The sequence below is a fragment of the Draconibacterium halophilum genome (assembly GCF_010448835.1).
Taxonomy (GTDB): Bacteria; Bacteroidota; Bacteroidia; order Bacteroidales; family Prolixibacteraceae; genus Draconibacterium; species Draconibacterium halophilum.
This window is the reverse complement of record NZ_CP048409.1, coordinates 1,558,159-1,575,869: the sequence shown is the minus strand read 5'-3', so window position 1 is coordinate 1,575,869 and position 17,711 is coordinate 1,558,159. Positions and strand designations below refer to the sequence as shown.

The following is a 17,711-nucleotide window of genomic DNA, read 5'->3' as shown; positions in this document are numbered from 1 at the left end:
TTGAATTACTTCTGATTTTCGTTTAATTCTCTTTCGCGAAGAATTGTATTCAAGCGTGCAATGGCTGCTTTAGTTTCCTTAATTTTGTTAGGATTCTCAAGCGGCGATACGGCATGATTCATTCTTAGGCGAACAAGATTTTCTTTTTCAATCTGCAGACGCTCAACGATTTCGTTGATCGCCATTTCTTTGATTTCACTTACTTTCATGATTCACCTAATTTTATTCTTCAACATAATCACGTCTAACCATAAACTTTGTTTTTACCGGTAGTTTCTGAGCTGCTAGTCTTAAAGCTTCTTTAGCCATTCCTAACGGAACACCATCAGCTTCAATAATAATACGGCCCGGAGCTATCGGAGCAACAAATCCTTCAGGAGCACCTTTACCTTTACCCATCCTTACTTCGGCTGGCTTTTTGGTAATCGGTTTATCGGGGAATATTCGGATCCAAATTTGTCCACGACGTTGCATGTGACGTGTTACCGCAACCCTGGCAGCTTCAATTTGCCTACCGGTAATCCACGACTCTTCCAACGACTTTATTCCAAATGAACCAAATGCCAATTGGTTTCCGCGTTGTGCGTTACCTTTCATTCGGCCCTTTTGTACTCTTCTAAATTTTACTTTTTTTGGCTGTAACATCCTTTTTTAGATTATGAGTGTTAAACCACTATTTTCTACGACGGTTGCGGTTACCACCACCTCTGTTTCCACCACGTCCGGACTTTTGTCCGAGGTTAGGAGAAAGGTCGCGATTTCCATATACCATACCCTTACAAATCCAAACTTTAATTCCAATAAGTCCGGTTTTTGTTAATGCTTCTGCCAATGCGTAGTCAATATCTGCACGCAAAGTATGTAGCGGAGTACGGCCGTCTTTATACATCTCGGCACGTGCCATTTCTGCTCCGTTTAACCTACCCGAAACCAAAATCTTGATTCCTTCGGCTCCCATTCTCATGGTTGAAGCGATGGACATTTTAACAGCTCTACGGTAAGCAATCTTACCCTCAAGCTGACGTGCGATGTTATTTGCAACGATCTTAGCGTCCAGTTCAGGACGTTTGATCTCGAAAATGTTGATTTGAACCTCTTTTTTGGTAATGTTTTTTAATTCTTCTTTCAGTTTGTCAACTTCCTGACCTCCTTTACCAATAATAATACCTGGTCGCGAAGTATGAACGGTTATGGTGATCAGCTTCAAGGTACGTTCTATAACGATTCTTGAGATGCTGGCTTTGGCCAAACGAGCGTTCAGGTATTTCCTGATCTTTTGGTCTTCAACCAGCTTATCGCCGTAATTATCACCACCGAACCAGTTTGAATCCCATCCTTTGATGAAACCCAAACGATTTGCTATCGGATTTACTTTTTGTCCCATGTACTATTAATTAAGGTTTTCTTCAACAACACTTTCTTTACTGTCTACGTAAATAGTCACGTGATTCGAGCGTTTTCTGATACGGTGTGCACGACCCTGGGGAGCCGGACGTAAACGTTTCAAAATACGACCTGAATCTACCATGATTTGTGATACGTAAAGTTCACTTTCTTCTAAACGAACTCCTTCGTTTTTAGCCTGCCAATTGGCGATGGCCGAAAGCAGAAGTTTTTCTACCCTGCGCGATGCTTCTTTTGAAGAATACTTCAATACATCTAACGCTTTATTAACCTCCATTCCACGGATCATATCGGCTACTAACCTCATTTTCCTTGGAGATGTAGGGCAGTTTCTTAAAACAGCAAAATATTGTTGTTTTTTCTCTTCTTTTCTTTTCTCTGCTGCTAGTCTTTTTCTGGCACCCATTGTACTTACTTTTTAAATATTAATGCCTATCTTTTCTTATTACCAGCATGCCCCTGAATGTACGGGTTGGAGCAAATTCGCCCAAACGGTGTCCCACCATATTTTCGGTGACATATACCGGGATGAACTTGTTTCCATTATGTACTGCAATAGTGTGTCCTACAAAATCAGGAGAAATTACTGATGCTCTAGCCCAGGTTTTCACAACCGATTTTTTGTTCGATTCATTCATCGCTACAACTTTACGTTCTAGCTTGAAATCGATAAAAGGGCCTTTTTTTAATGAACGACTCATAATTTATTCCTCTTTATTTTTTCCTACGTTCTACAATATACTTGTTGGAAGCTTTTTTCTTCGAACGGGTTTTATAACCTTTCGCAAGCATACCATTTCGTGATCTTGGGTGTCCTCCTGAGTTTTTACCTTCTCCACCACCCATTGGGTGATCGACAGGATTCATTACTACACCACGAACACGAGGTCTTCTTCCTAACCAACGCGAGCGACCGGCTTTACCCGATTTCTCAACGATATGTTCTGTATTTCCAACCGTACCTACTGTAGCCCTGCAGGACGTAAGTACCATACGAGATTCGCCTGAAGGCAATTTCAAAATTGCGTATTTACCTTCACGTGAGGTCAATTGTGCGTATGCACCTGCACTACGCGCCATAACTCCACCCTGTCCGGGATGAAGTTCAATGTTGTGTACCAAAGTACCCAGAGGTATTTCAGCCAGGGGAAGACAATTCCCAACTTCAGGTTCGATTCCAGTACCGCTCTTTACAGTTTGGCCAACTTGCAACCCGTTAGGCGCAATCATGTAACGTTTGTCACCGTCTTCGTATTTCAGAAGCGCGATGCGAGCAGTACGATTTGGATCGTACTGAATTGAATCGACTACAGCTGCAACACCGTCTTTATCGCGCATAAAGTCGATAATACGGTATTTGCGTTTATGTCCCCGCCTATATACCTCATTGTCATACGTCCCTGGTTATTACGACCACCGGACTTTTTAATGGGCTCCAACAATGATTTTTCAGGCGTAGATGCAGTAATGGTATCAAAAGCACCAATTACTTTGTGCCTCTGACCCGGAGTTACTGGTTTCAGTTTTCTTACTGCCATAATACTAATTAATTATACGATTATATATTACTATAAAAGTCAATACTATCTCCATCAACCAAAGTAACAATAGCTTTTTTGTAAGTTGTTGTTTTACCGGTAATAATACCGCCTTTGGTGTATCTCGATTTTACTTTACCACCATAAACCATGGTATTCACGCTTTCAACCGAAACGTTATAAAGATCTTCAACCGCTTTTTTAATTTCAGGTTTACTTGCATCGCGAGCTACCACAAAACCGTAACGGTTAAAACGTTCCGACTGGTCGGTCATTTTTTCTGTAACTAATGGTTTTACTAATATTTCCATTTTTTTTATCCGTTAAAGTTTAAATGCTTCTTCAATTTTCGCAACAGATCCTTCGCAAAGCACAATCGCTTTTGCATTCAAAATCTGATAAGTACTTAACTCAGAAGCAGTTACAACCGATACGTCTCGCAAATTTCGCGACGACAAATATATGTTATTATTTTCAGTTGGTAAAACGAAAAGTGCCTTTTTTTCAGCTATTTGCAGATTACTTTGTAAGGCTACCATCTCTTTTGTTTTCGGAGCTTCAAAATTGAAGTCTTCAATAACAACGATGCTCTTATCGTTTGCTTTGTAAGTTAAAGCTGATTTACGGGCCAAATGCTTTACTTTTTTGTTCAGCTTGAAACCGTAGTTACGCGGACGTGGACCAAAAATAGTACCACCACCTCGGAATAAAGGAGACTTGATACTACCTGCACGTGCCGTACCGGTACCTTTTTGTCTTTTAATCTTTTTGGTGCTTCCTGTTATTTCAGCCCGTTCTTTAGTTTTACTTGTACCCTGGCGTTGGTTAGCCATGTATTGTTTTACATCCAAATAAATGGCGTGGTCGCTGGGTTCAATACCGAAAATCTGGTCGTTTAAAGTGACTTTCTTTCCGGTTTCTTTTCCTTCTATATTCAGTACACTTAGTTCCATTGTTTTCTAATAATTAAGTATGAACCTTTGGCGCCAGGTACCGAACCTTTTACCACTATTACATTCTTCTCGGGAATAATCTTTACTACTTCAAGGTTTTCGATAGTAATTGTCTTACCACCGTCTCTACCAGCCATACGCATACCTTTAAATACGCGTGAAGGCCATGATGATGCACCGATAGAACCAGGTGCTCTCAGCCTGTTGTGCTGACCGTGTGTAGCATCATTAACACCACGGAAATTGTGACGTTTTACTACACCCTGAAAACCTTTACCTTTTGAAACTCCGATGATATCAACATAGTCCTTCTCTTCGAAGATGCTAACATCAATCTCTTGTCCCATTTCAAACTCTTCCTGATAGGTGTTATGAAACTCTACTACTTTGCGCTTTGGTGAAACACCAGCCTTTTTAAAGTGGCCAACTTCAGCTTTAGTGGCGTGCTTGTCTTTTTTCTCGCCATAAGCTAACTGAAGCGCTTCGTAGCCGTCGGTCTCTGCCGTCTTCACTTGTGTAACTACACAAGGTCCGGCCTCAATCACAGTGCATGGGATGTTTTTCCCCTCAACACTGAATACGGATGTCATTCCGATTTTTTTTCCAATAATACCAGCCATTTTTTTCGACTACTTTAGATTATCAAACTTTAATTTCTACTTCAACGCCACTAGGAAGCTCCAGCTTCATTAATGCGTCGATTGTTTTAGCGGTTGAGCTATAAATGTCGATCAAACGTTTGTAAGATGACAACTGAAATTGCTCCCTCGATTTTTTATTTACGAAGGTTGAACGTAAAACGGTGAAAACTCTGCGATGAGTAGGAAGTGGAATAGGACCACTTACTACAGCACCTGTAGTTTTTACGGTTTTAACGATTTTCTCAGCCGACTTGTCTACCAAGTTGTGATCGTACGATTTTAGCTTAATCCTGATCTTTTGACTCATAAGAGAAAATTGTTACAAATTATTATAATAAATCAATTCTTCCTTGTACATCTGTCAACACTTTCTCGGCCAAACCTCGTGGCACTTCGGCATAATGGCTAAATTCCATTGAAGAAGTAGCACGACCCGATGAAAGTGTACGTAATACGGTAACATAACCAAATTGTTCTGACAGTGGAACTTTTGCTTCGATTACTTTCGCGTTACCTTTGCTATCCATACTTGCAATTTCGCCACGACGACGGTTAAGGTCGGCAATAATATCACCCATGTACTCCTCAGGAGTAACAACCTCAACATTCATAATTGGCTCAAGAAGTGCAGGTTTTGCTTTCGATGCAGCACTTTTAAATGCCTGGCGAGCACAAATCTCGAACGATAACTGGTCTGAATCTACAGGATGGAACGAACCATCAATCAAAGTTACTTTCAGGCTATCGATAGGGAATCCTGCTAACGGACCATTTGACAATGCATCTTTAAAACCTTTTTCTACAGAAGGAATAAATTCACGAGGAATACGTCCACCTTTTACCGAATCGATAAATTCAAGACCTTCTTTTCCTTCTTCAGCAGGTTCTACCTTTACAATAATATCGGCAAATTTACCGCGACCACCTGTCTGTTTCTTAAATACTTCGCGCAATTCAACCGACTGAGTAATTGCTTCTTTGTAGGCAACTTGTGGCGCTCCCTGGTTACATTCTACCTTGAATTCGCGACGTAAACGGTCAACCAAAATTTCAAGGTGAAGTTCACCCATACCGCGAATTACAGTCTGACCTGAATCTTCATCGGTACGAACAACGAATGTGGGATCTTCTTCTGCCAGTTTTGCCAATCCATTTCCTAATTTGTCAACATCTTTTTGCGACTTAGGCTCAATGGCAATACCAATTACCGGTTCCGGGAAATCCATGCTTTCCAGCTCGATTGGGTTTTTAAGGTCGCCCAGTGTATCTCCGGTACGAATATCTTTAAAACCTACTGCAGCACAAATATCACCTGCTTCGATAACATCTTTTGGGTTTTGCTTGTTAGAGTGCATCTGGTATAAACGCGAGATACGCTCTTTTTTTCCTGTACGCGAGTTGTAAACAGTAGAACCCGATTCGATTTTACCAGAATATACACGAATAAATGCCAAACGACCAACAAATGGGTCGGTAGCAATTTTAAATGCCAAAGCTGCCAATGGCTCATCAGCATCAGGCTTACGTGTAACTTCTTTATCAATTACAGGGTTTTTGCCTTTAATTTCACCTTTATCAAGTGGTGATGGCAAGAACTCACATACAGCATCCAGCAAACGCTGAACACCTTTATTTTTAAACGCTGATCCACACATCATTGGAATGATTACTCCTTCCAAAGTTGCTTTACGGATTACAGCCAACATTTCGTCTTTAGTTATTGAATCTGGATCTTCGAAATAACGTTCTAAGATCTCGTCATCAACTTCAGCTACTGCTTCAACCAAATTTTCTTTCCACTCTTCAGCTTGCTCTTGCAAATCAGCAGGAATCTCATCAAGCACATACTTGGTTCCCATTGTTGCGTCATCTTCCCAGCGGATTGCCTTCATTTCAACGAGGTCGATTACCCCTTCGAAAGTTTCTTCAGAACCAATAGGAATTTGCATTGGTACCGGATTAGCACCTAATTTTTCTTTAATTTCTTTATAAACATTAAAGAAATCAGCACCCTGACGGTCCATTTTATTTACAAATGCAATACGCGGAACACCATATTTTTCGGCCTGACGCCATACTGTTTCCGACTGTGCTTCTACACCACCAACGGCGCAGAACAATGCTACAGTTCCGTCCAGGATTCTCAATGAACGCTCAACCTCAACAGTGAAGTCAACGTGTCCTGGTGTATCTATAATATTTACTTTGTATTCCTGCTCTTTGTGCTTCCAAAAAGTAGTAGTTGCAGCAGAAGTAATAGTAATACCTCTTTCCTGCTCTTGCTCCATCCAGTCCATGGTAGCGGCACCATCGTGCACCTCACCAATACGGTGAGTCAAACCCGTATAAAACAGAATTCTTTCTGTTACAGTGGTTTTACCGGCGTCGATATGCGCCATAATACCAATGTTTCTGGTATATTTCAGATCTTGTTTAGCCATTTTTTAAACCTATTTTCTATTACCAATTTTACTAAACTATATTATACTATCTCTAAACTAGAATCTGAAGTGTGCGAATGCACGGTTAGCTTCTGCCATTCTGTGCGTATCTTCTTTTCTCTTGAATGCTCCACCTTCTTCATTAAAAGCAGCAATAATCTCTGCAGATAATTTATCAGCCATTGATTTTCCCGAGCGTTTACGGGCAAATATGATCATATTCTTCATGCTGATGGCATTTTTTCTTTCCTGACGAACTTCCATTGGAACCTGGAATGTAGCACCACCAACACGGCGACTCTTAACCTCTACATTTGGAGTAATGTTCTCCAATGCTTTTTTCCAAACTTCAAGTGGTGATTGCTCTGCATCTTTCATGCGTTTTTCTATCAGATCCATAGTATCGTAGAAAATGCTGTAAGCTGTAGATTTTTTACCATGTACCATCAGGTCGTTTACAAAGCGAGTTACCAGAACATCATTAAATTTTGGATCTGGTAACAAAATCCTCTTCTTTGGTTTTGACTTTCTCATTTTAAAACTTTTTAGTGTTATCTAAATCGGCTGCCCTTAGGCGGTCTTCAGTTCATCTCCGGAAGACAATCGAGAGAATTCCTTACTCAACCAAACCACTGAAAATAACGTAGTTAATTACTCTTTTTACTTGTTTATTTTTTCGGTTTTTTCGCACCATATTTCGAACGACGCTGAAGACGACCTTCAACACCGGCGGTATCCAATGCACCGCGAATTAAGTGGTAACGTACACCCGGAAGGTCTTTCACCCTACCTCCACGAACAAGCACAATTGAGTGCTCCTGAAGATTGTGGCCTTCACCCGGTATGTAAGCATTCACTTCTTTGCCATTGGTTAACCTTACCCTTGCAACTTTACGCATTGCCGAGTTAGGTTTCTTTGGCGTAGTGGTATAAACACGAACACATACTCCACGACGTTGTGGGCATGAATCTAAAGCCCGAGACTTACTTTTCTCGACTTTAACTTGTCTTCCTTTTCTAACTAACTGTTGAATAGTTGGCATAACTACCTGTTTTTTATATAGTTAATAATCTTTATTCAAAATGGACTGCAAAATTATGCAAAAATCCTTAATTATCAATCGTTTCGAGACGAAAAAGCGCACTTTCCCCCTAAAAACGGCTCGCAAAAGTACAAATTTTAATCAAAGCACAATAGGTTTTAATCTTTTTTTTGAAAAAATTAAGATTGAAAAGGATTGAGAGAGAGAAGCTTGTAGAACGACGAAGAAAGGACGATTCCGGGAAAAAAGAACAACGGACTTAGCATTTCTTTCATATTCAATTTTACAATCGCCAGCCCACAATTAATAAGGTGAATATTTCTAAATGCAAATTGCAGCTGAGATGGAACAAAGATCACTGATTTATCCTTTCCTTCCAAAGCGATTTTAATGGGTTAAAAATGCGCTGAATAAGACGCAGATCTTCGGTTATAACTTCGGCTTGCCCCATTAACTGACTTTGCATTTGCAATATATTATTGTAATTGGTTACCAAACCGTTAGGAAAAATGATTTCTACCATATAAAAACTATCTTCGGGTACCAGCGAAACACTTTTTACTTTACCGCGCACCAAACCGTATTCCATGTAAGGGTAATTGTCGAATTTCACGTTTACATCCAACCCTTCTTTTACCTTTCCCGATCCCCGAACAGGAAGTTCTACCTTACCAATCACTTCGCCCACATCTTCTGGCACGATGGTTAAAACACGATCTCCTTCTGCAATATTCTGATTCTCCGCATAAAACTTATTAAAAGTAACTACTCCATCAATTGGCGAACGCAACACATAAGTTAAAAACCAGTCGCTTGCCTGGCTCTTCAGGTTATTAAAGGCCTCAATTAATGCCGATTCATATTGAGTTTTAAAATCGTGATATTCCTTTTCGTTTTCAATGATTTTTTGATCCAGTTCGCTTATGCCAATTTGTCTTTCGGCCAATGTTGAACGAATGCCATCTAACTCCGATTTTTTACTTAACATTTCTGATTCCGCATCTTCCAGCACTGTTGAAGACACCACATCACCAGCCAGCAATTTTTTCTGCCGCTCGTAATTGCGCAGCTTAATCTGGTATTCCTTATTAATGGCCTCTTTTTGCTCCCAAAGCCGGTCGTAAAGAATCCGTGCATTTTTCAACTGTTCCTTGTACGACTCCTCTTTCAACGTATAGTAGTTGCGCTGATAGAATTCATTCAACTCTTCGTAACGGGTTAAAAACTGCGAATAATACTCTTGCACTGCCCCAAGCTGTAAACTTTTATTAAACCGCTCCGAAACGGTAAAATTAAGGGTATCAAAAGCCGGCTGAACGGCATTTATCATTTGCTCTAATTCAAGCACATCATTATAATTTGCCGGATTTTCAATCAAGGCAATGGTTTGGCCGGATTTAACATGGTCTTTATCTTCAACAAACAATTGATCTATCTTACCGGTTGCACGCGCAACTAATGTAGCCGGTGGATTTTCGGTGGTTACCACAATGTTCGAACGTAAAATATCGGGATAATAAAAGATAAAACTAAATAGAATGATCAGCGAAAAAATAGCCGCGAACACAAGAATTCCATATCGCACAACGCGCGACGGAACTCCCCCAAGTATCTCCTGAACTTCGCCGGATCGGATTTCTATATTATTCTGATCGTCTGCCATTTGTAATTAATTACCTAATTCCAACTGATTTTTAACCAGCTGATAATACTTTCCTTGTTTTGCGATCAATTCTTCGTGCGTTCCCCGTTCAACAATTTCGCCCGTATCGAGCACCACAATCTGATCGGCATTTTTTACCGTACTTAAACGGTGCGCCACCACAACCACTGTTTTTCCTGCCGAGAACTTATCCATGTTCTCCATAATCATTTTCTCGTTGTTGGCATCAAGTGCATTTGTTGCCTCATCGAAAAACAAATATTCCGGCGATTTGTAAATGGCGCGCGCAATCAATATCCGCTGTTTCTGCCCTTGACTTAAACCAACGCCTTCCTGACCAATTTTTGTATTATAACTCAACGGCAGCGCTTCAATATAATCTTGAATATTAGCCATTTTAACGGCATTTAACAAGCGCTCCTGATCAACAAGTTCGTCGTTTACGACAATATTTTTTGCAATGCTGTCGGAAAAAATAAAACCATCCTGCATCACAACGCCACACTTGTCGCGCCACATTTGAGGTGAATAATTGGACAACCTTGTCCCTCCAATTTTAATATCGCCTGCCACCGGCGGATAGAATCCGAGCAACAATTTTATCAGAGTGGTTTTACCGCTTCCGCTGGTTCCTACAATTGCAGTGGTTTTCTTTTCCGGAATTTCAAGATTGATATTATTTAAAACTTTTGGCGAACGCGGCCCTTCATACTGAAAAACCAGATCGCTAACGGATATCCCTTTATTTTCCGGCAGATTTCTTACATATGATTTCCCGGCTTCGTTCTCATCTTTTTTCTCGTGTATTTCAGCCAGTCGTTCTAAACTAATCCTGGCATCCTGTGCTGTATGCATAAAGCTAATAAGCTGTCGCAACGGCGTATTCAGCTGCCCTATTATATATTGTATAGCCAGCATCATACCAAGTGTTAACTCGCCGTTTACAACCGCAGTTGCCGAAATGATAATAATGAGAATATTTTTTGTTTCATTAATAAATACCGAACCGGCATCCTGATATTGTTGTAGCGACAGGCTTTTAACACTAACTTTGAACAAGCCTGCCTGAACACGCTCCCACTCCCAGCGTTTTTGTTTTTCGTAGTTGTTCAGTTTTATCTCCTGCATCCCGTTAATAATCTGGATGAGTTTGCTCTGATTTTCCGAAAGTTTACTAAAACGTTTAAAATCGAGCTCGCGACGGCGTTTCATAAAAACAAAAATCCAAACGAAATAAAGTGCCGAACCAACAATGAAAATAAAAAATATCGTCCAGCTGTATATGGCCAGCACAATAGCAAAAACCACCAGGCTAAAAACAGAAAACAAAACTCCAATAGACTGTGCCGTTAAAAAACGCTCAATCCGGTCATGGTCTTCAATGCGCTGTAGAATATCGCCAATCATTTTTGAGTCGAAAAAGCCCAACGGCAACTTCATTAATTTGATCAGGAAGTCAGAAATAATTGAAATATTAATACGGGTACTGATGTGCAACAAAATCCACGATCGAATAAACTCAACCGACATCCTGCTAATAAATAACACAAGTTGCGCTATAAGAACCAGGTAGATAAAACCAATGTCCTGGTTATTTATACCAATATCAACAACACTTTGAGTTAAAAACGGCAACACCAACTGAATACAACTTCCTAAAAGAAAACCCAGAATTAACTGTATAACGAGCTTTCGGTATGGTTTCAGGTAATTAAATACAAACTGAAAACCGGTACGCTTTACTTTATCGTCTTCGCTTTGGTAAAAATCGGGTGTTGGCTGCAAAAGCAGGCAGACTCCTTTTTCTTCTCCACCTGAAACCGTTGAGAGCCATTTTTCGCAAAATTCTTTTTCGGTGTATTCAATGCGTCCAAATTCGGGATCGGCAACATAAACTTTGCCTTTCTTAAATTTATAAACAACCACAAAATGCTCCTGCCCCAATGCACAATGCATGGCAACGGTGCTTCACTTTTTAATTGCTGAAAGGTGATTTTTACGCCCATCGAGCGCATCCCGATCGCTTCTGCAGCATCGCTTATTCCTAATAATGAAACACCTTCGCGGGTGATGTAGGAGTTCTCGCGCAGAAACTCGGTGGTGAAATGTTTCCCGTAGTATTTAGCCACCATACGCAAACAGGTAGGGCCGCAATCCATTGCATCAAATTGTTGATAAAACGGGAACTTTGACATAATTTTCTTTTGTTGCGGAAAGATAGAAAAAAAATCAGGTCCTCATAAGCTTTGCCGCGCCATTTTATAAACTACAGCATGATGAAAACCAAATAAATTAATGCGGGAACAAATCCCAGCAAAGACAATGGCCTCGCTGAATTTTCAAATTTTTCCTTCTCGCTTAAATAATAGAATAATGCAACTGGTAGCACTGCAATAGCCAGGCTAATACCCAGGAAATCGAAAAACGCCCCCTTTTCTCTTAGAAAACTAAATTCCTGAGCGCCCTCATCAAAATAAAAAATGGTAGCTGAAATAAGGGCTGAAACAAGAATAATTACAAGCGGATAAATACGGCAACACAAGTTATTTTTTAACATAGCGCAAGATAATTATAAAAGTTTTTGATTCGTACACATTGCGTCTCATCTTTAGCAGAATTTGAACTCAGCTTAAACAAATAACAGCATAAGCTTGAAAAGTTATTATATTGCAATTTGAAAAGAAGTTTGCATGAAGATTCTCATTATAGAAGACGAAATAGCTTTATCTGACGCCATTTTTCAGTACCTGACCGAAGAAGGTTATGTGTGCGAAACCGCCTACGATTACAATACGGCAGCCGAACATATTGAAATCCATTTTTACGATTGTATACTCGTGGACATCAACCTTCCGGGAGGCAGCGGACTCGATCTTATCCGGCAGGTAAAAAAGGACAATAAAAAAATGGGAATCATTATTATTTCGGCGCGCGATTCGGTAGAAAACAGAATTGAAGGACTTGAAATTGGTGCCGACAATTACCTCACAAAACCTTTTCACCTGGCCGAATTAAATGCCCACCTGAAATCGATTAACCGACGGATAAATTTTGATGGCGACAACCAGATTCTCGTAAACGAAATAAAAATCCTGCCCGATTCGCACCAGGTTTTTGTACACGAAAACGAGTTACAACTCACCAAAAAAGAGTACGAACTGCTCCAGTTTTTTGTAGCCAACAAAAACAAGGTTATTACCAAAACCGGTTTGGCACAACACCTTTGGGGCGATTATATGGACATTGCCGACTCGTACGATTTTATTTACGGGCACATTAAAAACCTACGCAAAAAACTGATAAAAAAAGGTTGCACCGATTATATTAAAACCATTTACGGCGTTGGGTATAAATTCGATTTAAACCAGGGATAAAATAACAAACGGTAACACGAAGACGCTAAGGCACGAAGAAATAAAAGTTCGATATCATTAAGCGTTGTAAAAATGTCTTTTCTGTCTTAACTATTTTTAGAATAAATCTGATTTCGAACAATACGTAAAAACTGAACAGAATGATGCAAAACCTCAAAAAAAACTATTGTACTTTTTCTCTTACCTTGGTGTCTTTGAGACTTTGTGTTCCGAACAGTTATTTTACCTTAGCCAGGAAATAATATGAAACTACTCACCAAAATAAGTCTCAACTTCCTCTCCATTTCGCTTTTCATTTTTCTGGTAGGGCTTATCGCTTTTTATTTTTTACTCCGACAACAAGTAAACCAAAACATAAATGTTGAGCTACAAAAGCGACAAACCAGCATCCGGAATGAGTTAAAATCGGCACACTCTGCAACCACTGCACCAACTGATTTTGAGAAAAAAGTTGAAATAACTCCGATTCCTGCTGACCTAAATCCGGGTGAGGGTTATTCCGATACGCTTATTGTGAACAATGAAACTGGCGTTTACAGCGCTTATCGTCAACTGCAGTTTGTTTCGGAGATTAACGGGCAAAAATATCTGGTAAAAATCTTTAAATCACACGCTGAAACCGACAACCTAATGGTTCGCATTATTTTATCGATGACACTTCTGGTTGTTGCCCTTATTTTAGGCCTACTGATCCTGAACCGGCACATATCGCAAAAAACGTTGGAATCGTTTTACGACACCATCAATAAAATAAAAAAATACGATCTGAACACACACGAAGATTTTCAGCTTAAAGAAAGCGACATCAAAGAATTTAACGACTTGAACAAGGTGCTTATTGCGATGACCGATAGGATAAAAGACGACTTTTACAACCTGAAAGAATACACCGAAAATGCCTCGCACGAACTGCAAACACCAATTGCCGTAATTATTTCAAAAATGGAACTGCTTTTGCAATCTGATTGCATGAATGAAAAAGAACTTAAAACGATCAGCGATGCTTACGAAGCCTCCACTAAACTTTCGCGCCTGACCAATACCCTGCTGCTTCTTTCAAAAATCGGCAACCGTCAATTTCCTGAAGTGAAAAAGGTCGACTTAACACAAATCATCGAAACACAACTATCATTCCTCGAGGACGTTATCGCAAGCAAGAAGATTTCGGTAGAAAGTCCGAACGAAGCTTATTTTGTTGAAATGAATCCATATCTGGCCGACATATTGATATCCAACCTGTTAAAGAACGCGATCCGTCACAATCACAAAAACGGTTCTATTTCAATAAAAGCAACAGATAAACGGCTTACAATAGCCAACAGTGGCAAAAAAATTGAAGGCAATGCTGACGACCTTTTTAAACGATTTTACAAATCTTCAACATCTGACAGTTCGGTAGGATTGGGGCTTGCAATCGTTCAGAAAATATGCGAAGTTTCGGGTTTTAAGGCCCTTTATTCTTATGCCAATAACTTGCACAATTTTAGCATTATTTTTCATCCGGAAACAAACAATTTTGAAGCCTGATTCTCAAAATAAAGGAAAAACATAACTCACTGTATTTCTAATAATTAAACACATCTGAAACAATCTTTTGTTCATTTCCTCGCCAATTCTGATTTTTCCTACAGATTTCCTACAGATTGTTTTAATAGTATTGTTTCAAAATCAAGACTTAAGCGATTTATTCATGATAGGATTACTTGGATTAAACCATAAAACAGCTCCGATAAAAGTTCGCGAAAAATTCGTTTTTTGCGAAGAAGATGTGAAGCGTTTTGTGCCGCAATTAATCGATGCAGGAATTAACGGTGCAATCGTAGTTTCGACATGCAACCGGACCGAAATATATTTTGACTACTCGGAAAAAGACATTTTTAATTGTACATCAACATTAGCCGCAAAGCTTTTTGAATGGAGAAAAGCGGATAAAAGTGTGGGATCGCATTTCTACCACAAATTCCAGGATGAAGCTTCGGAACACTTATTCCGCGTTGCATCAGGGCTCGACTCAATGGCACTGGGCGAATATCAAATTGTTGGTCAGCTAAAAGAAGCTTTTGCCATTGCTGAAAGACATCAGGTTAGCACGCCTACATTAATACGTCTGTTTAACAAAGCTTTTGAAGCAGGAAAAAAGGTTCGGACAAAAACCGCACTTTCAAAAGGAGCCGTTTCAATTAGCTACGCTGCCGTTGAACTGGCTAATAAAAAACTGCATAATCTTGGTTCTCATCCAACATTGCTGCTTGGAGCCGGCCAAACAGGTGAATTAACTTTACAAAACCTGTTGAAAAAAGGCTGCGACAAGTTCACCATCGTTAACCGTACAGCGGAAAAAGCGCAGGAACTGGCAAAACGCTACAAAGGTGCGGCAAAAGATTTATCTGAACTGCAAAATGAATTGGTTCACAACGATATTGTAATTACATCAACCGCATCGAAAAAGCCACTTATTACAAAAGAAATGGTGGAACAGGTAATGATTGAAAGACAAAATAAACCAATGTTTTTTGTTGATCTTTCAGTGCCTCACAATGTTGCCCCGGATGTAGCAGAATTAGAAAATGTTTTTGTTAACGATATCGACGATTTAAATGCCGTTGTAGATAAAACATTTGACAAACGTAAAGGTGAAATTGAAAAAGCAGAAGCTATTATTTCAGAGTTTGTTACTGATTTTAGCGATTGGCAATTCACCCGTAATCTGACTCCGACTTTTCAAAATATCAGTGATAATTTCAGGAAAATAAATGAAGCCGAACTCGAAGGTTTTATCAAACGACAGTCGAAAGACAACACCGAAGAAGCGTCGATGTACGCCGACCATATCACCAACAAATTTATTCGCCTGATGATCAAAAACGTAAAATCGATTACCGATAACGGGCGTAAAAAAGAATACATCGAACTCGTTAACGACCTGTTCAAAATAGCTCCATGAAACATACGATTCGCATTGGTACACGAGGCAGCAAACTGGCCTTATATCAGGCTTATAGGGTAAAAGATGAACTGGTACAGAAATTCCCTGAAAAGCAATTTGAGATTGTCGTTATAAAAACTAAAGGCGACAAAATTTTGGATGTCCCGCTATCAAAAATAGGCGACAAAGGATTGTTTACCAAAGAGCTGGAAGTAGCCATGTTCAACGATGAAATTGACATGGCAGTACATAGTTTAAAAGACCTCCCCACAATTTTCCCTGAAGGGACTAAACTGGGAGCCGTACTGGAAAGAGGCACGGTTAACGATGCATTGGTAAGTAAAGATCATTTAAAACTTTCGGAACTGACTTCGGAGCATACAATCGCAACTTCAAGTTTACGACGCAAAGCACAATTGCTAAAACTGAATCCCGATTTTAATATCGTTGAGATTAGAGGCAACGTAAACACGCGCATTCGTAAAATGAATGAAGGTTATTGCGATGCGATGATTATGGCAGGAGCTGGATTACAACGCCTTGAAATGGATGAAGCGATTACAGAAATACTTGATCCGAAAACCATGATACCGGCCTGTGGACAAGGTGCCATTGCCATTGAAATAAAAGACAACGATCTGGAGATTGAAGCTATTATCGCGCAGATCAATCACAAGGAAACGATGATAACAAGTTCGGCAGAACGTGTGTTTCTGAATACTTTGGAAGGCGGCTGCCAGATTCCGGTAGGAAGTACTTGTAAAATTGACGGCGATCAGGTAAAAATAACCGGTTTTATTGCCAGTATCGACGGAAGTAAATTCCTGAAAGAGACAGCAACCGGACCAGTTGAAAATGCCAATGAAATTTCAAAAGAACTGGCGAACAAATTATTCAATGCCGGCGGAAAAGAAATTCTTGATGCAATTAGAGACGAAAATTTACCTTCGGCTCAAACGGAGCTTCCGTTAAAAGATAAGGTGATTATTTCCACACGTCCGGCAGATATTCACAATGATCTTCCTGAGCTACTAACAAAAGCCGGCGCTTCAGTTGTTTCGCTGCCGATGATTCAAATTGAACAGAGGCAACTTATGGCTGCAGAAGAGAAATGTTTGCAAGAACTCGATCAGTTTCAGTGGGTAATTTTCACCAGTAAAAATGGTGTTATCAGTTTCTTTAAACAACTGATAGAAATAAAAGGCAACACTACTTTGCCCAACGATTTAAAAATTGGCGTAATTGGCAAAAACACTGCAGCCGAATTAGATTATTACGGTTATGCACCTTATTTTACTGCAAACGAAAATACATCCGACGGCCTGTTAAAAGAACTGAAGGAAAAACACAGTCTTCAAAACCAAAATATTCTGCTGGCACTCGGAAATTTGGCCGGTGACAAGTTGGAGACCGAATTATCGAAAGCAAATTCAGTAACACGCATAAATACTTACCAAACGGTAAAACCACCGGGTACTGATCTTAATATACTAAAATCAATTTCAAATGAACATTACGATTTAATCGTATTTACAAGCCCATCTACTTTTAACAATTTCTGCCACTTTTATTGCACCGAGAATATTTCAGAAGTAAAGATGGCCAGCATTGGAGAAACAACTTCAGAGGCCATTCGACAAGGTGGTGCCGAGCCACTGATTACAGCAAAAGATTCGAATGCCGAAGGACTTTACAAAGCAATAATCGACTATTATCAAACAAAATAAA

General features: G+C 39.8%; 20 protein-coding genes and 2 pseudogenes. 4 read left to right on the top strand and 18 right to left on the bottom strand.

What is annotated here, in order from left to right; all coding sequences use genetic code 11:
* Positions 1-5: 5 nt before the first annotated feature.
* From rpmC to G0Q07_RS06250, 18 genes and pseudogenes are all read right to left on the bottom strand, one after another.
* A complete protein-coding gene (gene rpmC / locus G0Q07_RS06325; protein WP_163345289.1) occupies positions 6-209 on the bottom strand; it encodes a 50S ribosomal protein L29 in 204 nt (67 codons plus the stop codon).
* A gap of 13 nt (positions 210-222) precedes the next feature.
* Complete coding sequence (gene rplP / locus G0Q07_RS06320; protein ID WP_163345288.1) at positions 223-645, bottom strand: 50S ribosomal protein L16; 423 nt, start codon at positions 643-645, stop codon at positions 223-225.
* A 28-nt stretch (positions 646-673) separates the two neighbouring features.
* Positions 674-1,384, bottom strand: a complete 711-nt coding sequence (rpsC, locus tag G0Q07_RS06315; RefSeq protein ID WP_163345287.1) for a 30S ribosomal protein S3 — start codon at positions 1,382-1,384, stop codon at positions 674-676.
* A 6-nt stretch (positions 1,385-1,390) separates the two neighbouring features.
* On the bottom strand, positions 1,391-1,810 hold the full coding sequence (gene rplV, locus G0Q07_RS06310; protein WP_038559005.1) for a 50S ribosomal protein L22: 420 nt from the start codon (positions 1,808-1,810) through the stop codon (positions 1,391-1,393).
* A gap of 26 nt (positions 1,811-1,836) precedes the next feature.
* Positions 1,837-2,105 (bottom strand): annotated as a pseudogene (gene rpsS / locus G0Q07_RS06305) (30S ribosomal protein S19).
* Between the two features lie 13 nt (positions 2,106-2,118).
* Entirely contained in the window at positions 2,119-2,742 is a 624-nt protein-coding gene (rplB, locus tag G0Q07_RS06300; protein WP_449504577.1) for a 50S ribosomal protein L2, read from the bottom strand.
* Positions 2,712-2,942, bottom strand: coding sequence for a hypothetical protein (locus G0Q07_RS21390; RefSeq protein WP_449504575.1), 231 nt, complete (start codon positions 2,940-2,942; stop codon positions 2,712-2,714). Before G0Q07_RS21390 ends, rplB begins: the two co-directional genes overlap by 31 nt.
* A gap of 20 nt (positions 2,943-2,962) precedes the next feature.
* The gene (gene rplW, locus G0Q07_RS06295; RefSeq protein ID WP_163345285.1) at positions 2,963-3,253 is read right to left on the bottom strand and encodes a 50S ribosomal protein L23; all 291 of its coding nucleotides are present in this window, start codon (positions 3,251-3,253) and stop codon (positions 2,963-2,965) included.
* A 12-nt stretch (positions 3,254-3,265) separates the two neighbouring features.
* Positions 3,266-3,895 (bottom strand): 50S ribosomal protein L4, encoded by a 630-nt coding sequence (gene rplD / locus G0Q07_RS06290; RefSeq protein WP_163345284.1) that lies wholly within the window; start codon positions 3,893-3,895, stop codon positions 3,266-3,268.
* Positions 3,886-4,515 carry a 50S ribosomal protein L3 gene (gene rplC, locus G0Q07_RS06285; RefSeq protein WP_163345283.1) on the bottom strand — a complete coding sequence of 210 codons (630 nt, stop codon included), beginning with the start codon at positions 4,513-4,515 and terminating at the stop codon, positions 3,886-3,888. Before rplC ends, rplD begins: the two co-directional genes overlap by 10 nt.
* Before the next feature lie 22 nt (positions 4,516-4,537).
* Complete coding sequence (gene rpsJ / locus G0Q07_RS06280; protein ID WP_038558987.1) at positions 4,538-4,843, bottom strand: 30S ribosomal protein S10; 306 nt, start codon at positions 4,841-4,843, stop codon at positions 4,538-4,540.
* Between the two features lie 22 nt (positions 4,844-4,865).
* Entirely contained in the window at positions 4,866-6,977 is a 2,112-nt protein-coding gene (gene fusA, locus G0Q07_RS06275) for an elongation factor G (RefSeq protein WP_163345282.1), read from the bottom strand.
* Between the two features lie 57 nt (positions 6,978-7,034).
* Positions 7,035-7,511, bottom strand: coding sequence for a 30S ribosomal protein S7 (gene rpsG / locus G0Q07_RS06270; protein ID WP_163345281.1), 477 nt, complete (start codon positions 7,509-7,511; stop codon positions 7,035-7,037).
* 134 nt (positions 7,512-7,645) lie between these two features.
* Entirely contained in the window at positions 7,646-8,020 is a 375-nt protein-coding gene (rpsL, locus tag G0Q07_RS06265; RefSeq protein ID WP_163345280.1) for a 30S ribosomal protein S12, read from the bottom strand.
* Positions 8,021-8,375: 355 nt separating this feature from the next.
* Positions 8,376-9,683, bottom strand: coding sequence for an HlyD family secretion protein (locus tag G0Q07_RS06260; RefSeq protein WP_163345279.1), 1,308 nt, complete (start codon positions 9,681-9,683; stop codon positions 8,376-8,378).
* 6 nt (positions 9,684-9,689) lie between these two features.
* Positions 9,690-10,538, bottom strand: a complete 849-nt coding sequence (locus tag G0Q07_RS20660; RefSeq protein ID WP_246223026.1) for a peptidase domain-containing ABC transporter — start codon at positions 10,536-10,538, stop codon at positions 9,690-9,692.
* A gap of 78 nt (positions 10,539-10,616) precedes the next feature.
* Positions 10,617-11,815, bottom strand: a pseudogene (locus G0Q07_RS20655) (ABC transporter transmembrane domain-containing protein); the annotation flags it as partial.
* Between the two features lie 134 nt (positions 11,816-11,949).
* Positions 11,950-12,240: a hypothetical protein gene (locus tag G0Q07_RS06250; RefSeq protein ID WP_163345278.1), complete on the bottom strand. Its 291-nt coding sequence runs from the start codon at positions 12,238-12,240 to the stop codon at positions 11,950-11,952.
* Between the two features lie 133 nt (positions 12,241-12,373).
* On the opposite strand from G0Q07_RS06250, the gene G0Q07_RS06245 reads away from it, so the two are divergent.
* From G0Q07_RS06245 to hemC, 4 genes are all read left to right on the top strand, one after another.
* Positions 12,374-13,057 (top strand): response regulator transcription factor, encoded by a 684-nt coding sequence (locus tag G0Q07_RS06245; RefSeq protein WP_163345277.1) that lies wholly within the window; start codon positions 12,374-12,376, stop codon positions 13,055-13,057.
* Between the two features lie 243 nt (positions 13,058-13,300).
* The gene (locus G0Q07_RS06240; RefSeq protein WP_163345276.1) at positions 13,301-14,584 is read left to right on the top strand and encodes a sensor histidine kinase; all 1,284 of its coding nucleotides are present in this window, start codon (positions 13,301-13,303) and stop codon (positions 14,582-14,584) included.
* Positions 14,585-14,747: 163 nt separating this feature from the next.
* Positions 14,748-16,001, top strand: coding sequence for a glutamyl-tRNA reductase (hemA, locus tag G0Q07_RS06235; RefSeq protein WP_163345275.1), 1,254 nt, complete (start codon positions 14,748-14,750; stop codon positions 15,999-16,001).
* Positions 15,998-17,710 (top strand): hydroxymethylbilane synthase, encoded by a 1,713-nt coding sequence (hemC, locus tag G0Q07_RS06230; protein WP_163345274.1) that lies wholly within the window; start codon positions 15,998-16,000, stop codon positions 17,708-17,710. Before hemA ends, hemC begins: the two co-directional genes overlap by 4 nt.
* Position 17,711 lies beyond the last annotated feature (1 nt).

Coding starts and splice junctions, on each gene's coding strand:
- rpsG (WP_163345281.1), bottom strand. CDS start 7,511: ATGAGAAAGTCAAAACCAAAGAAGAGGATTTTGTTACCAGATCCAAAA.
- rplP (WP_163345288.1), bottom strand. CDS start 645: ATGTTACAGCCAAAAAAAGTAAAATTTAGAAGAGTACAAAAGGGCCGA.
- rplV (WP_038559005.1), bottom strand. CDS start 1,810: ATGGGTGCCAGAAAAAGACTAGCAGCAGAGAAAAGAAAAGAAGAGAAA.
- fusA (WP_163345282.1), bottom strand. CDS start 6,977: ATGGCTAAACAAGATCTGAAATATACCAGAAACATTGGTATTATGGCG.
- rpsJ (WP_038558987.1), bottom strand. CDS start 4,843: ATGAGTCAAAAGATCAGGATTAAGCTAAAATCGTACGATCACAACTTG.
- rpmC (WP_163345289.1), bottom strand. CDS start 209: ATGAAAGTAAGTGAAATCAAAGAAATGGCGATCAACGAAATCGTTGAG.
- rpsL (WP_163345280.1), bottom strand. CDS start 8,020: ATGCCAACTATTCAACAGTTAGTTAGAAAAGGAAGACAAGTTAAAGTC.
- G0Q07_RS06245 (WP_163345277.1), top strand. CDS start 12,374: ATGAAGATTCTCATTATAGAAGACGAAATAGCTTTATCTGACGCCATT.
- rplW (WP_163345285.1), bottom strand. CDS start 3,253: ATGGAAATATTAGTAAAACCATTAGTTACAGAAAAAATGACCGACCAG.
- hemC (WP_163345274.1), top strand. CDS start 15,998: ATGAAACATACGATTCGCATTGGTACACGAGGCAGCAAACTGGCCTTA.
- rplC (WP_163345283.1), bottom strand. CDS start 4,515: ATGGCTGGTATTATTGGAAAAAAAATCGGAATGACATCCGTATTCAGT.
- rplD (WP_163345284.1), bottom strand. CDS start 3,895: ATGGAACTAAGTGTACTGAATATAGAAGGAAAAGAAACCGGAAAGAAA.
- hemA (WP_163345275.1), top strand. CDS start 14,748: ATGATAGGATTACTTGGATTAAACCATAAAACAGCTCCGATAAAAGTT.
- G0Q07_RS20660 (WP_246223026.1), bottom strand. CDS start 10,538: ATGCATACAGCACAGGATGCCAGGATTAGTTTAGAACGACTGGCTGAA.
- rpsC (WP_163345287.1), bottom strand. CDS start 1,384: ATGGGACAAAAAGTAAATCCGATAGCAAATCGTTTGGGTTTCATCAAA.
- G0Q07_RS06250 (WP_163345278.1), bottom strand. CDS start 12,240: ATGTTAAAAAATAACTTGTGTTGCCGTATTTATCCGCTTGTAATTATT.
- G0Q07_RS21390 (WP_449504575.1), bottom strand. CDS start 2,942: ATGGCAGTAAGAAAACTGAAACCAGTAACTCCGGGTCAGAGGCACAAA.
- rplB (WP_449504577.1), bottom strand. CDS start 2,742: ATGCGCGATAAAGACGGTGTTGCAGCTGTAGTCGATTCAATTCAGTAC.
- G0Q07_RS06240 (WP_163345276.1), top strand. CDS start 13,301: ATGAAACTACTCACCAAAATAAGTCTCAACTTCCTCTCCATTTCGCTT.
- G0Q07_RS06260 (WP_163345279.1), bottom strand. CDS start 9,683: ATGGCAGACGATCAGAATAATATAGAAATCCGATCCGGCGAAGTTCAG.